General features: G+C 61.3%; 14 protein-coding genes. 3 read left to right on the plus strand and 11 right to left on the minus strand.

Annotated elements, in window-relative coordinates:
* Positions 1-111 precede the first annotated feature (111 nt).
* Positions 112-3609, plus strand: a complete 3498-nt coding sequence (gene carB / locus ACVWWD_RS00530; RefSeq protein WP_457102859.1) for a carbamoyl-phosphate synthase large subunit — start codon at positions 112-114, stop codon at positions 3607-3609.
* Positions 3610-3659: 50 nt separating this feature from the next.
* Here carB and ACVWWD_RS00535 read toward each other — a convergent pair whose 3' ends face one another.
* The 7 genes from ACVWWD_RS00535 to ACVWWD_RS00565 all read right to left on the minus strand — a co-directional run bounded on the left by ACVWWD_RS00535 (position 3660) and on the right by ACVWWD_RS00565 (position 10185).
* A complete protein-coding gene (locus ACVWWD_RS00535; protein WP_352546449.1) occupies positions 3660-5465 on the minus strand; it encodes an ATP-dependent nuclease in 1806 nt (601 codons plus the stop codon).
* An 84-nt stretch (positions 5466-5549) separates the two neighbouring features.
* Positions 5550-6335 (minus strand): hypothetical protein, encoded by a 786-nt coding sequence (locus ACVWWD_RS00540; protein ID WP_457102860.1) that lies wholly within the window; start codon positions 6333-6335, stop codon positions 5550-5552.
* A gap of 163 nt (positions 6336-6498) precedes the next feature.
* Positions 6499-6891, minus strand: a complete 393-nt coding sequence (locus ACVWWD_RS00545; RefSeq protein WP_352546446.1) for a RidA family protein — start codon at positions 6889-6891, stop codon at positions 6499-6501.
* Positions 6892-7124: 233 nt separating this feature from the next.
* Positions 7125-7589, minus strand: a complete 465-nt coding sequence (locus ACVWWD_RS00550) for a cupin domain-containing protein (RefSeq protein WP_352546445.1) — start codon at positions 7587-7589, stop codon at positions 7125-7127.
* Positions 7590-7902: 313 nt separating this feature from the next.
* A complete protein-coding gene (locus ACVWWD_RS00555; protein WP_352546444.1) occupies positions 7903-8460 on the minus strand; it encodes a DUF4142 domain-containing protein in 558 nt (185 codons plus the stop codon).
* A gap of 129 nt (positions 8461-8589) precedes the next feature.
* Positions 8590-9588, minus strand: a complete 999-nt coding sequence (locus ACVWWD_RS00560; protein WP_352546443.1) for a YihY/virulence factor BrkB family protein — start codon at positions 9586-9588, stop codon at positions 8590-8592.
* A 153-nt stretch (positions 9589-9741) separates the two neighbouring features.
* Entirely contained in the window at positions 9742-10185 is a 444-nt protein-coding gene (locus tag ACVWWD_RS00565) for a pyridoxamine 5'-phosphate oxidase family protein (RefSeq protein ID WP_457103606.1), read from the minus strand.
* Between the two features lie 83 nt (positions 10186-10268).
* On the opposite strand from ACVWWD_RS00565, the gene ACVWWD_RS00570 reads away from it, so the two are divergent.
* Positions 10269-10487 carry a hypervirulence associated TUDOR domain-containing protein gene (locus tag ACVWWD_RS00570; protein WP_023770188.1) on the plus strand — a complete coding sequence of 73 codons (219 nt, stop codon included), beginning with the start codon at positions 10269-10271 and terminating at the stop codon, positions 10485-10487.
* Between the two features lie 6 nt (positions 10488-10493).
* Here ACVWWD_RS00570 and ACVWWD_RS00575 read toward each other — a convergent pair whose 3' ends face one another.
* Positions 10494-11237, minus strand: a complete 744-nt coding sequence (locus tag ACVWWD_RS00575; protein ID WP_352546442.1) for a DUF899 family protein — start codon at positions 11235-11237, stop codon at positions 10494-10496.
* 154 nt (positions 11238-11391) lie between these two features.
* On the opposite strand from ACVWWD_RS00575, the gene ACVWWD_RS00580 reads away from it, so the two are divergent.
* Positions 11392-11730 (plus strand): hypothetical protein, encoded by a 339-nt coding sequence (locus ACVWWD_RS00580; RefSeq protein ID WP_015316182.1) that lies wholly within the window; start codon positions 11392-11394, stop codon positions 11728-11730.
* Between the two features lie 15 nt (positions 11731-11745).
* Here the strand turns inward: ACVWWD_RS00580 and ACVWWD_RS00585 are convergent, their stop codons facing one another.
* Genes ACVWWD_RS00585 through ACVWWD_RS00595 form a run of 3 tightly spaced genes read right to left on the minus strand, consistent with a single transcriptional unit; the run spans position 11746 to position 14793 of the window.
* Positions 11746-12570 carry a carbohydrate ABC transporter permease gene (locus ACVWWD_RS00585; protein WP_352546441.1) on the minus strand — a complete coding sequence of 275 codons (825 nt, stop codon included), beginning with the start codon at positions 12568-12570 and terminating at the stop codon, positions 11746-11748.
* 1 nt (position 12571) lies between these two features.
* Positions 12572-13486: a carbohydrate ABC transporter permease gene (locus ACVWWD_RS00590; RefSeq protein WP_352546514.1), complete on the minus strand. Its 915-nt coding sequence runs from the start codon at positions 13484-13486 to the stop codon at positions 12572-12574.
* 38 nt (positions 13487-13524) lie between these two features.
* A complete protein-coding gene (locus tag ACVWWD_RS00595) occupies positions 13525-14793 on the minus strand; it encodes an ABC transporter substrate-binding protein (RefSeq protein WP_352546440.1) in 1269 nt (422 codons plus the stop codon).

Genomic DNA, 14793 nt, shown 5'->3' on the forward strand with positions numbered 1-14793 from the left:
CTCTTCCCTATAAGGCCCTCCTAGCCTGATACCAGAATCGCGAGCACAACCGGCCGGGTCTTCCCGTCCCGGTTTTTTGTGCAAGCCCGCTGCCGAACGGAATTCATAGACATGCCCAGACGCACCGACATCAAGTCGATCCTGATCATCGGGGCCGGCCCCATCGTCATCGGCCAGGCCTGCGAATTCGACTATTCCGGCACCCAGGCCTGCAAGGCGCTGAAGGAAGAGGGTTTTCGCGTCATCTTGGTCAATTCCAACCCGGCCACCATCATGACCGACCCGGAACTGGCCGACGCCACCTATATCGAACCGATCACCCCCGAAGTCGTCGCCAAGATCATCGCCAAGGAGCGGCCCGACGCGCTGCTGCCGACGATGGGCGGCCAGACCGCGCTCAACACCGCTTTGTCGCTGCGTCGCATGGGCGTGCTCGAGCGCTACAATGTCGAGATGATCGGCGCCGACGCGCATGCCATCGACAAGGCCGAGGACCGCGCGCTGTTTCGCGAGGCGATGAAGACGATCGGGTTGGAAACGCCGAAGTCGATGCTGGCCAACGCCACCGACGTCAAGAACGCCGACCGCAAGACGCATGAGGCCGAGCGCGCCGCGCTGAAGGCCGAGAAGCCGGACAATCTCGACGCCGAACTCGATGCGCTGGAAACCCGCTGGAACCTCGGCGAAGGCGACCGCAAGCAGCGCTACATCAGCCATGGCATGGCGATCGCGGCCCAGGCGCTCGACCATGTCGGCCTGCCGGCCATCATCCGCCCGTCCTTCACCATGGGCGGCACCGGCGGCGGCATAGCCTACAACAGGGCCGAATTCTACGACATCGTCCAGTCCGGCCTCGACGCCTCGCCGACCACCGAAGTGCTGATCGAGGAGAGCGTGCTGGGCTGGAAGGAGTATGAGATGGAGGTCGTCCGCGACAAAGCGGACAATTGCATCATCGTCTGCTCGATCGAGAACATCGACCCGATGGGCGTGCACACGGGCGACTCGATCACCGTCGCCCCGGCACTGACCTTGACCGACAAGGAATACCAGATGATGCGCAACGCCTCGATCGCGGTGCTGCGCGAGATCGGCGTCGAGACCGGCGGTTCCAACGTGCAGTTCGCCGTCAACCCGGCCGATGGCCGTCTCGTCGTCATCGAGATGAACCCGCGCGTCTCGCGCTCGTCCGCGCTCGCCTCCAAGGCGACCGGCTTCCCGATCGCCAAGATCGCCGCCAAGCTAGCCGTCGGCTACACGTTGGACGAACTGGAGAACGACATCACCGGCGGCGCCACGCCCGCCTCGTTCGAACCGAGCATCGACTATGTCGTGACCAAGATCCCGCGCTTCGCGTTTGAAAAGTTCCCCGGCGCCGAGCCGGTGCTGACCACGGCCATGAAGTCGGTCGGCGAAGTCATGGCCATCGGCCGCACCTTCCAGGAGTCTTTGCAGAAGGCGCTGCGCGGTCTCGAAACCGGCCTCACCGGCCTCGACGAGATTGAGATCCCCGGCCTTGGCCATGCCCTGGGCAACAACCCGAACGACCGCAACGCCATCCGTGCCGCCCTGGGCACGCCGACGCCCGACCGGCTGCGCATGGTGGCGCAGGCGATCCGCATGGGCACCTCGCTGGAAGACGTGCACGCCATGTGCAAGATCGACCCGTGGTTCCTCGAACAGATCGCCGGTATCATCGCCATGGAAGCCCGCATCCGCGAGCACGGCATTCCGGGCGACGCCGTCAATCTGCGCATGCTGAAGGCGATGGGCTTCTCCGACGCGCGCCTCGCCTCGCTGACGAAGACCGACGCCGAAGTGATTCAAAGGATTCGTGAAAAGCTCGACGTTCATCCGGTTTATAAGCGTATCGACACCTGTGCCGCCGAATTCGCCTCGCCCACCGCCTACATGTACTCGACCTATGAAGTGCCCTTCGCCGGCGCGCTCGCCAACGAGGCGCAGGTCTCGGCGCGCAAGAAGGTCGTCATCCTCGGCGGCGGGCCGAACCGCATCGGCCAGGGCATCGAGTTCGACTATTGCTGCTGCCACGCCGCGTTCGCGCTGCGCGATGCCGGCTATGAAGCGATCATGATCAACTGCAACCCCGAGACCGTTTCGACCGACTACGACACCTCGGACCGGCTCTATTTCGAGCCTCTGACGGCGGAAGACGTGCTGGAGATCCTGCGCGCCGAGCAGGCCTCGGGCGAACTGGTCGGGGTCATCGTTCAGTTCGGCGGCCAGACGCCGCTGAAACTCGCCGATGCGCTGGAAAAGGCCGGCATCCCGATCCTCGGCACCTCGCCTGACATGATTGATCTCGCCGAGGACCGCGACCGCTTCCAGAAGCTGCTGCACAAGCTCAACCTCAGCCAGCCGAAAAACGGCATCGCCTATTCGGTCGAACAGGCCCGCCTGGTCGCCGGCGAGCTCGGCTTCCCCCTGGTGGTGCGCCCCTCCTATGTGCTGGGCGGCCGCGCCATGCAGATCATCCATGACGAGAGCATGCTGCAATCCTATCTGCTCGACACCGTGCCCGGCCTGGTGCCGGAGGACATCAAGCAGAAATACCCCAACGACAAGACCGGCCAGATCAACACGCTGCTGGGCAAGAACCCGCTGCTGTTCGACACCTATCTCAGCGGCGCCATCGAGGTCGATGTCGACTGCCTCTGCGACGGCAAGGCGACCTTCGTGTCCGGCATTCTCGAACATATCGAGGAGGCCGGCATCCATTCGGGCGACAGCGCCTGCTCGCTGCCCGTCCACTCGCTGCCTTCCGAACTGGTCGACGAGCTGGAGCGCCAGACATCGGCGCTGGCCCGCGCGCTCCATGTCGGCGGCCTGATGAACGTGCAGTACGCAATCAAGGACGGCACGGTCTATGTGCTGGAAGTCAACCCGCGGGCATCACGCACCGTGCCCTTCGTCGCCAAGACCATCGGGCGTCCCATTGCGAAAATCGCCGCCCGCATCATGGCCGGCGAGACGCTGGAAGACGCCTTCGCCCATTACGGCGCCATGCCCGACCCGCGCAATCCCGGCCACATCGCGGTCAAGGAAGCCGTCTTCCCCTTCGCCCGCTTCCCCGGCGTCGACATCCTGCTCGGCCCGGAAATGCGCTCGACCGGCGAGGTCATGGGCCTCGACCGCGACTTCGCGCTGGCCTTCGCCAAGAGCCAGCTCGGCGCTGGCGTCGACCTGCCGCGCTCCGGCACGCTGTTCGTCTCGGTGCGCGACGAGGACAAGGCCGGCATATTGCCGGCGGTCAAGCGCCTCGCCGGCCTCGGCTTCAAGGTGCTGGCGACCTCAGGCACGCAGCGCTTCCTCGCCGAAAACGGCGTCGACGCGCAAAAGATCAACAAGGTGCTGGAGGGCCGCCCCCACATCGAAGACGCCATCCGCAACCGCCAGGTGCAGATCGTCTTCAACACCACGGATGGCCAGAAGGCGGTGTCGGACTCCAAGTCGCTGCGGCGAGCGACGCTGATGCAGAAAGTGCCGTATTACACGACGCTGTCGGGCGCGGCTGCGGTGGCGGAAGCGATTGCGGCGCTGAAGGCGGGGAGCTTGGAAGTCAGGCCGTTGCAGGAGTATTTCAGCTAGCTTAGCTTGAGTTGACCGAAATTCTTAGGTTCGAATGCTGCCGGCGTGATCTATTTCTCGTCCATGTCGTCGTTAACACCCGAGCTTGAAAAAACTGATATCCTTTTGATGAGCTCTTTCATTTCGATCGAAATTTCCTCATTGCGCATTGCGTCTATTATGGCGGTTGGCGTCACACTAATCTTATATTCATCTTGTAGGGCCTGATTGACAGAACTTAAGGCGTCTTTCCCTGGGATAAGTCCCATTCGCAAATCCGCGTCGCCCCAAAACTTGTCAAACTCATTCATTGCAGCTTCGCTCACCGTTGCATCATTCAAGCTTGGAGAGTTCTGTCTCTCAAAACGCCGGCGATTAGAAAGAAATTGCCCTGCCACATAGTTCTTTTTATCCAACGAGAACTTATTTAGAACAGCATCGACAATTGGGACGTATGCCTTAGCGGCACCACCGCGACGCAAGACCTCTGAAACTTTGTTGGCTGCGGCCCTGTCTATCGCGGCGGGGACCAGTAAAAAGTTTTCAATCTCTTTCCGACGATGGAGCGTCACGAGTTCTGAAAATTTCCCACAAGCCTCCTTAATGGCAGTGCATTCATCTTCGCTTCGGTAATCCCGATCAAAAACGATTGCTGAAGTTATCTTGCCACCTAGGGTCAACTCCATCCCAGCCTTGATGTTCTTTGCCCTCTCCGGGTTAAAACCTTCTACTGGGATGACCGCAAAATTTCCGCGATTACCGACCTCCGCGAACCCAAGCTTGCTGGCAAATTTCCCAAGTATTTGGAAATCCTTTCCCTCAACAAACAGGGCGCGCCGCGTCTTCGCCAACTGAGTAAGGATAGGGTTCAAGTTGGACCCGAGGGACGAGAAGACATCACCCAATTGCGAGGGGTTCTTAACGCGCTGCGCCTGACGTCTTTTCTTATTTACGACGACGATATCATCCGCCTCGGCCTCAGTTATTATCTCAGTTGAATGGGTGGCGATAAGGATATCTGGGCCTGAATTTCTCAAAAGAGTAAGCAACTGTCGCTGAAGTTCAGAATGCAGGTAGATATCTGGCTCATCAATTAAAAACAGAGAGTTATCGCTAGACTGAATCAAATGCGTTAGCATCTGGCACCAGACTTGGAATCCAAATCCCGCCCAAAAAATCTCTCTTGGAATTCTCGATTCGGGGCAAAACATATATAGTCTCGCATTCTTATGCGAATAGTCGACTATCGGCTCTTCGATATCCATACCGGGCCAGGTTCTGCCCAGAACCTCGCGGAATTCTTCGAACCGCTCAGGATAATGATACCAGATATTCCGGAAGTTCCTGGCTGATCTATAGTTAAAAAGTGCCAACCTAGCGGCCTCTTTCTCGTACAGAACCTCATTGTGGTCGACCGGACCCAAAATAGGCACGAACCCAATGGGGCAATTGAAGTGCCTCTTAAACTCCTTTGGTGAGTGGGGCGTCTTGCCGATGTTGTTCGTTGCTATTAAGTGGCAAGACCCAGCTTCGGGGAAAAATAACAATAGTTCATTCTTGTTAGACAAATTAAACTTTATAGAGGCGGGCTGGCTGTCGTCATAATTGTAAAATATATTTTCTTCCGCAATAGATATAGCAGAAAGGTCCACAACGTATCCGTATACTGATCCCTGAGGACCACTTACGACTTCCGCCTTCTTTGATGTCGCCTTTCTCAACGCCGAGGCCAGTATCCTAAACGCCGCTAAGATTGTGGATTTTCCAGCGTTATTTGGCCCAACAAGTATATTGAAGTTTCGAAGGTTTATAGTGAATCTATCGAACGCTTTAAAGCGGTTAAACTCCACTCGAATAAATCTATGAAGATCGGTCATTTCTAGTCCATAGTTTGGTGCTGTGAAAGGGTGGAAGCTCGATGCAGGTGCTATTTTTGAGTCAACAGCTAATTCCGGAAAGCCTCATGTCAGTTCAGTGGTAGCTATCTTAGCTGCCTTGTTCTTGGCTCTTTCCAGCTTGCTTAGCGCCTTCCGCATCCTGGCCACGGCTTCCTTGGCCTTGTCGCCTTCGATCGTGTCCCGTTTGATCACTTCATTTTCGACCAACTGCGACAAGTTCTCGTTGCCGACCTTAATGTCTGGAAAGAGTCTCCTGATTTCGCGACGCACCACCGAAATCACGGCCTCCGACCGGATGATCGCCGAAACCGTAAACTTGTTGAACAACTGAGCCTGCTGGTGGAAGGCATCCATCGCGTCGGTCGTCAGCCCTTCCTTGGCGAACAGGAAGAGGCACTGTAGATGATCCTCATTCTTGGGATTCATGCCGGCAAGGACGATGCGGCAAACTTCTTCGTGGCTGATCTGGTTTGCCACATAGATACGGACCAGCCGCCACTCGACTGCATTGGTCAGGATCACCCAGTGAATGCCTTGATGAGCCCCGTAGTCGATAACTTGCCTCAGGTGATTATCGGCCAAGCTGCTGCCGGCTGATTTCACTTCGACAAGCAATCGCAGTTTTCCTGCGATCTTGATCGCGAGATCACAATATGTCGATTTGATCTGATGTTCCGACGTGAGTTCATCATATTTATCGTAGCCAAAAACATCGGCCAGGATATCCTTGACCAAGGTAACCGTGTCAGCCTCCGCAACATCGGATTTTTGCTGAGCCAGCGTGATTCGCTGATACTTCTTGAGATTCGACGCAACGCGTTCAACAAATTTCTTCGGTAATTTGGTCAATGACTCGCACTCCCCATCCCGAAGAGAGTTGAGAGCGAGTTTACTTGAAAGACAAGTGAAAACTTACGCTAGAATCCGCCGGCTCTTCGCAGGCTCAGATCGTTCGAAGCTCGAAAAGCCAAGCATTTGGCTGTTCGTCCGCTGCGCGGACCGCTTCTCCCCCTCACGCCACCGCCACACACTCAATCTCGATATCAAACTCCATCGGCCAGGACGCCACCGGCACAAAGCTCCGCGCCGGCGGGTTCACGCTGAAATACTTCGCATAGACCCGGTTGATGGCGGTGTAGAAGCCGGAATTGACGGCGTAGATGCGCACCATCACCACGTTTTCCAGTGAGGTTCCGGCCGCTTCCAGGCAATGTTTCAGCGCCTTCAGCGACGCGTCTGTCTGGGTCTCGATATCGCCGCGCACCATCTCGCCGGTCACCATGTCCACCGGCGGCGTCGCCGAGATGAACACGAAACCGTTGGCCCTCACCGCCGTCGAACAGGGCAGGCCGAGTGAGCGCACCTTGTCCGACATGACGGGCACTTCGATGACTTCTTTCTTCATGGGTGTCCTCCCCCGGGTTGGCAGGGCTGGCGCCACTCCCCCAGCCTCCGCTTCGCTCGGCTGACCTCTCCCCGAGCGGAGAGGAGATCACGAGCACCGGCGCCGGCTCTTCTCCCCAGTGGGGAGAAGGTGGACGCGAAGCGGCCGGATGAGGGGCTGGCGCCGACTCCTGCGGTAATAGGCAACTTATCCCGGCACCGGCGGAACGCCAGCGCCGACGCATGGTCCAGCCCTCACCCCTGCCCCGGATAGGGCGTGCCGTCCTTGTGCAGGAAGCGCCCGTCCGAACTCGGACTCATCATGTCGATGTCCGAGCAGGTAATCACATCGTCGGGGTTGCGCGAGCCGACTTCCAGGTAGCGTGCGGTAAGCGACGCGCGGTTGATCATGTGATGGCCGTTGCCGCTGTTCTTGGCGAAGGCAGCACTATCGCCGGCCTTGAGCAGCGTCTCGCCGCCATCCTCGACCAGCGTCAGCTCGCCTTCCAGCACATAGACGAGTTCGTCCTCATGGCTATGCCAGTGACGCTGGCTCGACCAGCCGCCCGGCGGCAGCGTCATCAGGTTGACGCCGAAATCGGTGAGCCCGCCGGCATCGCCAAGGCGCCGGCGCGTGCGGTCGGCACACGGGGCGTCGAAGGGAACGGGGTAGCCCGAGCCCTTGCGCACGGGCACGGATGCGAGGTCGATCTTGGGCATGGGATGCTCCCGAGGTGAGGCCGGGTAGTGTAGCGCATGGCGGGTGGAGGCACAGGGGCCTCTTTCGGCTGCTGGTTTACCAGGGGCAGAGCGCCTGACACCTCAACTTCGTCATCCTAGGGCGAAGCAGCCGCGGAGTGGCGTCGCGGAGACCCTAGGATCCATGCCGCGACATCAATCGGGGACGCAGCGGAACAGAATTACGAACTGTAGCGACGCTTTGAAGTCCCGGCATGGATCCTCGGCTCTGCGCCGCGTCGCTACGCTCCTTGCTCCGCCCGTGGATGACGAAATGAAGCAACTCGCCCAGCCCCTAATGCGCCGCGCCGAGCTCCTTCACGTGCTTCTCATGCATCTTCAGTGTCGGCAGCGTCTTTTTGGCGAATTCCTTCAGCGCGGGGTCGTCGCCCGATCTTGCATAGGTGCTGAACAGCGCGACCGCCTGCTTGTGGGCCTCGGTCTGCATCATGACGTATTTCTGGTCGAACGCCTTGCCGCTGGCGGCTTTCAGCTGGTCCAGCATCTGCTGCTCCTTGGGTTGCAGCGCGGGGCCGGCGGGCTTGATCGAGGCGGTGGTCTGCCCCTTGCTCAGCGCCTGCTTGAAGTCCTCGCCGGCCTTGGTGTGGTCCTTGATCATCTGGCCAGCGAAGGCCTTGACGTCGGCCGAGGCGGATTTCTGTTCGGCGAGCTGGCTCGACTGGATCTCGAATTCATTGGCACTGGGCACGGTGCCGACGAAGGTCGGGGTGTCGACCTTGCTGTCGGGCAACATGGGCGCGACGGCGTTCGAATTGGTGCCGTTCGTCTGGGCAAGGGCGGCGGGCGCGACGGCTGTCAGCGCGACGGCGGCCATGGTCAGGAGCATTTTCATCTGGCGTCTCCGATCGGAATGGTTCCCTCAAGGAGTCCAACGCCGCGGACGCCGCGAGGTTGCCAGCCGGGTCTCTTCTGGTCACGGGAAGGAGGGAAAGCAGCCTTGCGACCACAGCATGATCTCTCCCTACGGGCGGCGAGGCCCCAGCAGAAAGGCCGTCATCGTTGCGCTCACGCACGCCACCGCCAACAAGGGGACGAAGCCCGAAGAGCCGGGCGTTCGGCGCATTGGAACAGGGCTTTCTGAAGCCGGAGCATTTTGAACCAAACCGTCCAGGTCGGACCTGCTCCCCCGTCGAACGGAATAGGCGCGCGTCAACTCCGCACCGAGCAGAAAGATTTCCGATGAATAATAGACCCAGAGCAGTATGACGAGCAGCCCTCCGGCCGCACCATAGGACGATGCGACCGCACTTGTGCCGATATACCAACCGATAAGCGACTTTCCCAACGTGAACAGAGCGGCGGTCACCACGGCGCCGATCCCGACATCCCGCCATTGCAAGGCACGGTCCGGCAGGACTTTGTAGATCGCGGCAAACATCACGGCGATCAGGGAAAAGGAAATCAGGGTGTTGATGGCGCTCAGAAAAAATTCGCCGAACGGCAGATGAGCGCTGATCACGTTACCCAGAGCCGAGATCGCAGCGCTCGCCGCCAAGGATACCAGCAACATGAAGCCAAGGGCGGCGACCAGGCCGAGACTTGCCGCACGCGCGCGCAAGAGACGCGACAGCGAATCCCCTTTCGCTTCAACCTTCCATATTGCATTCAGGGCCTGCTGCATCTCGCCGAACACCGCGGAGGCGGTGACGAGCAGCGTGGCCACGCCGATGAGCGCCGCCAGGGTCCCCGATGATTTGCTGGATGCCCCTTCGAGCGCCGTCTGAAGGAGCGCCGCGCTTTCCGAGCCCATCAGCCCCGATATCTGGGCGGACAAGGCCAACTGTGCCGCGTCATGACCAAAAGCGATGCCGGCTATCGCGACGACGATTATCAGAACCGGGGCCAGCGACGTGGCGGCATAAAACGCCATTGCCGCCCCATGACTAAGGGCATTGTCGTTGACAAAGCCAACCACGCTTTCTCGCACCAAGTCCCATACGTCTTTAATTACAGGGCGCACGTCCAATCCGTGAAGCGGGTCGCAAACCGTCTCCTATCAATGCAGCGGATCGTCCGATGTTCCGGCCGACTTGAGCGGCTTCAGCAGCCAAGTGAAGCGCGGGTCAAGGACACTGAAGCCAGCGGGGATGCGGCGAGGTTGCCTGCCGGCGCGTCAAGACGACAGGGTCACCTCGCCCTCGTCCTCACCATCCCAGTAGTGAGCGCGAACGGCTTCGATCTTGATCATGGCCAGCCCGGGCGTATCGGTGCCCTGTTCGAACCACTCGTCGATATCGTCGGTCCAGTGTTCCTCGAAGGCAACCTTGTCGCGGATGATCTCGGCCTTGCCCTCAACCGCGACCCAGAAACCATCGTCGCCCTTGAAGGCAAGCGACACATTGGCATCGCGTTCGATATCCTCCACCACCTGCGACTTGTCCCAGGTAAAGTAGAAGGAGGAGCCGTCATAGTCGACGTCCTGGTTGTTGCTATCGGTCGGCCGGCAATGGCACCGCCTTGCGTGTGGGTGGACAGCATGGCGACATCGATATCGCGCATCTTCTCGGCAATTTCGGCAAGGTTTCTGTCGGTCACGGCGGGCTCCTGTTGGTTGTATTGGCTAGGCCAACGTCCCACCCCGGCTTTGGTTCTCAGGAACCGCGGGCGGCGCGGGACATTCCTGACCCGGAGGACCTTCGGATGCGGAAGCTGCGCAAGGGAACACGCGTCACCTGGGCCTGGGGCGCTCATACCGGCGAGGGCAAGGTGGCGGAAAGTTTTACCCGCGACGTGTCCCGCCAGATCAAGGGCACCGAGGTCAAACGCAAGGCATCGCCCGACGAGCCCGCCTATCTCGTCGAACAGGCCGACGGCGACCATGTGCTGAAGAGCCACTCGGAACTGAAAAGGGCGGACTGAGCGACTTCAGTGGCAGCACGCCTCGCCATATTGCAGTTGCTCGCCGAAATCCGGCCGGCCCTCCGGCGTGAAATCCATCAGGTTCCACAGGATCTCGCAGGTGCCGATGGCGCGCGGGTCCTGGCCGGGCTCGGTCGGCGCGAAACCGAGTTCCGACGACCAGAAATGCCTGATGCCGTCAGCATCGCGGTGGAACACCGACAGCAGCGGGATCTGCGCGCCGTCGGCGTCCTCGGCATTGTAGTCGCGCTTGAAGCTGTTGTTGGCCGACGACACCAGCCGCATGTCGCGCCAGCCGCGATCGCGGCCGAGCGTGACGAGGTTTTCCAGCGCCGTCTTGGCCACCACGGCGAAGTTGAAGCCGGCCGCTTCGAGATGGCCGACCGCGCCGTCGAACTGGTCGAGCAGGGCGGTGCAGGACGGGCATGGCTGGTCGGGCCGGGCGAGCTTCGCCGTACCGCCGCTGGTCGCGACGTCGCGCGTCTCCCGCGGATGGCGCGGGAACATCATGTTGTAGAGGATCAGCGTGTTCTTGCCGGGCGCGAACAGCTCCGAAAGTTTTATCCTGGCGGGCTTGCCGGCGGCATCGAGCCCGTCGAATACATAATCCTGCGGCACCAGCCCGCCCGGCGGCAGCGCGCGGCGCGCCTCGGCCACGGCTTCCATGGCGCGGCGCAGCTCGATTTCCTTCTTCAGCAGCTTTTCGCGTGCGGTGCGGTATCTGGCGGATTCGTTGGGAAAGGTGATCATGATCGGCTCCTTGGTTCCGCGCGCCGGCGTCCCGGCGCGGTTGCTCTGCGACCCAAGGACGTTTGGCCGCGACCGGTCCCGACATTTCGCATCGGGACAGGCCCGGCCTTGCCACATCCCCGTTATCGGCTACAGCTGCGGAGTGGAGAGAAGAATGCACGAAGCCGACGAGATCGACCTGCGCTGCCCGCAAGTGGTGGCCGACAATGCCGCCAAGGGCCTGCGTCTGCGCAAGCAGTTCGGCCGTGGCGGCACCGAGATCGGCGTGGCGCGGGCGACGGAGCTGAAGAACCGCGAGAAGCTGGCGCCTTCCACCATCCGCCGCATGGTCAGCTACTTCGCCCGCCACGAGGTCGACAAGCGCGGCAAGAATTACGGCAATGAGGAAAACCCTTCGGCCGGCACCATAGCCTGGCTCTTGTGGGGTGGCGACGAGGGCCGCGCCTGGGCGCTGGAGATCAAGCAGAAGATCGGCAACGCGCCCGATATCTGAACGCCGACCGCCTCCTCACCCCTTGACCCCGCCGGCGGTGAGGCCGGAGACGATCTTGCGCTGGAAGATCAGCACCAGCACCACCAGCGGCACCGTGACGATCACCGAGGCGGCCATGATGTTGCCCCAGGGGATTTCGAACTGCGAATTGCCCGAGAGCAGCGCGATCGCCACCGGCACGGTCCGCCGCCCGTCGTTGGAGGTGAAGGTCAGGGCAAACAGGAACTCGTTCCAGGCGCCGATGAAGGCCAGCAGCCCGGTGGTCGCCAGCGCCGGCCACATCAGCGGCAGGAAGATGCGCGTGATGATGATCCACGGCGTCGCGCCGTCGAGGATCGCCGCTTCCTCGACCTCCACCGGCAGGTCGCGCACGAAAGCGGTGAGCACCCAGACGGTAAACGGCAGCGTGAAGATCATGTAGGAGAAGATCAGCGCGAAAAGCGAATTGTAGAGGCCGAACAGCCGCACCAGCTCGAACAGCCCGGCCAGCACCGCCACCTGCGGGAACATCGAGACCGACAGGATGGCGAACAGCAATGCCGAGCGGCCGCGAAAGCGGATACGCGCCAGCGCGTAGGCCGCGGTGACGCCGAGGAACAGCGACAGAGCCACCACCGCGCCCGAAACCGCCAGCGAGTTCAGGAGGTTGCGCAGGAAGGCGCCTTCGGCCAGCACGTTGCGGTAATTGCCGAGGCTGGGCGCCTTCGGCCATAGGTCGGCCTGGAACAGCTCGGTCCCCGATTTGAGGCTGGTGACGATGGCGTAATAGAACGGGAACACCGCGATGAGCACGATTGCTCCGACCAGCAGATAAAAGGCCATGCGCTTCAGGAGCCACATCTCAGCGGCCTCCGTCCAGGCTTATCCGGCCAATGCGGATGGTGAGGATGGTGAGCAGAGCGAGGATGAGGAAGAGCAGGGTCGAGGCGGCCGAGCCATAGGCGAACTTGTCGAACTCGAACAGGTTCTCGCGGGCGAACACCGACATCGACTTGGTGTGCGCATTGTTGGGCGTCAGCACATAGATCAGGTCGAAGATTCGCAGCGCATCGAGCACCCGGAAGATCACCGCCACCATCACCGCCGGGCGGATCAGCGGCAAGGTCACGCGCCAGAAGATCTGCCAGGGATTGGCGCCGTCCAGCCTGGCGACCTCGATGATTTCGCGCGGCAGCATCTGCAGCGCCGCAAGGATCAGCAGCGCCATGAAGGGCGTCGTCTTCCAGATGTCGACGATCAGCACCGCCGCCATTGCCGTATCGGCGCTGGCGGTCCAGGCGATCTTGTGGTCGATCAGCCCTAGGTTGATGAGCACGACATTGATGATGCCGAACTGGTCGTTCAGCATCCACTGCCACATCTTCGCCGAGACGATGGTCGGGATCGCCCAGGGAATAAGGATCGCCGCCCTGACGATGCCGCGGCCGGGGAATTCGGCGTTGAGCACCAGGGCGACGACCATGCCGAGGATCGTCTCGCAGGTCACCGAAACCACCGCGAACCGCACGGTGTTCCACACAGCGCCCCACCAGACCGGGTCGAGAAGCAGCCCGTCGTAGATGACCCGCCCGCTCGGCATGCGCAGGACCGAGACATAATTGGCCAAGCCGGCCCATTGGCGGGCGTCCAGGTCTGACAGCGAGGCATCGGTGAAGCTGAAATAGACCGTGCGCGCCAGCGGCCAGCCGGCAGCGGCGGCGAGCACCGCAAGCATCGGCGCCAGGAACAGCCATGCCGAGCGCACACGCTGGCTCATCAGCCTCGAACCAGAGCGCGCATCGGCCAGGTGCGCGCTCACCAGCCCTTGCCCTTCAGCCGGGTCAGCGTCGCTTCGAGGTCGGCCAGATTGTCGGCGGCGCTGCCTTCGCCGGACAAGGTCTTGTGGACGGCGTTCCAGAACTGGCTGGACGCCTCATTGTACTTGTTCCTCGTCACCGCCGAGGGCCGTGGCCCGGCACTGAGGAAGACCTCCTTCCAGTGTGGAATGATCGGCTGTTGCCGGGCGATGTCGGGGTCGTCATAGAGCGCCTGGATGGTCGGCAGGTTGGCGGTCTTGAGCGTGCGGTATTTCTGCATTGCCGGCGAGGCGATGTACTTGACCAGGTCGATCGCGGCATCCGGGTGCTTGGAATATTTCGAGACCGCGAGGTTCCAGCCGCCGAGCGTCGCTGCCGGCCGCGCGCCCTCGCCCGTGCCAGCCGGCAGCGGCGCGACATCGAACTTGCCCTTGATCGGCGACCCCAGGCTGTTGCCCAGCGCATAGGCATAGGGCCAGTTGCGCATGAAGACCGCATTGCCGGTCTGCCACACGCCGCGCGCCTCCTCTTCCTGGTAGGCGAGCACGCCCGGCGGTGCGATGGTGCCGATCCAGGCCTTGGCCATGTCGAGCGCGGCCGCCGCCTGGGGGTTGTTGATGGAAATCGCGCCATCCGGCTCGACGATATGACCGCCGCCATTCGACACCACCCATTCGAACGCGTCGCAGGTCAGCCCTTCATAGGCATTGCCCTGGAAGACGAAACCCCAGATATCCCTGTTGCCCGAGGCCCGCTCCTTATCCATTACCAGCCTGGAGGTGTCGCCCAGTTCCTTCCAGGTGGCCGGCACCTTAACGCCGTATTTGTCGAGCAGATCCTTGCGGTAGTAGAGCGCCGGCGCATCGGTGAAGATCGGCAGCGCCACCAGCCTGCCGTCGACGGTCTGCGACTGGATAATCGACGGGAAATGCTTGGCCACGACATCCCTGGTCGCCTGGGTCAGGTCGACGAACTGGCTGGCGAGCTGCGGTGCCCAGATGACATCGGTCTGGTAGACGTCGACGTCGCTGTTGCCGGCAGCGAGCCACAGCCTGTACTGGCCGAACTGGTCGGTCCCCGACGACGGCATGGCGACGATGGTGACCGTGTCGCCGCTCTCCTTCTCATAGCGGTCGAGGATCTCGCGCAGCACCTTGAGGCCGTTGCCGGTGTCGCCCGACACGATCGACAGCTCTACCGATCGCGCCGGACCCGCCGCGAGCACGACAGCGACGCTCAACGCCAGCCATGCGTGGAAAAGCTTCAT

This window comes from Mesorhizobium sp. URHB0026 (assembly GCF_054059755.1).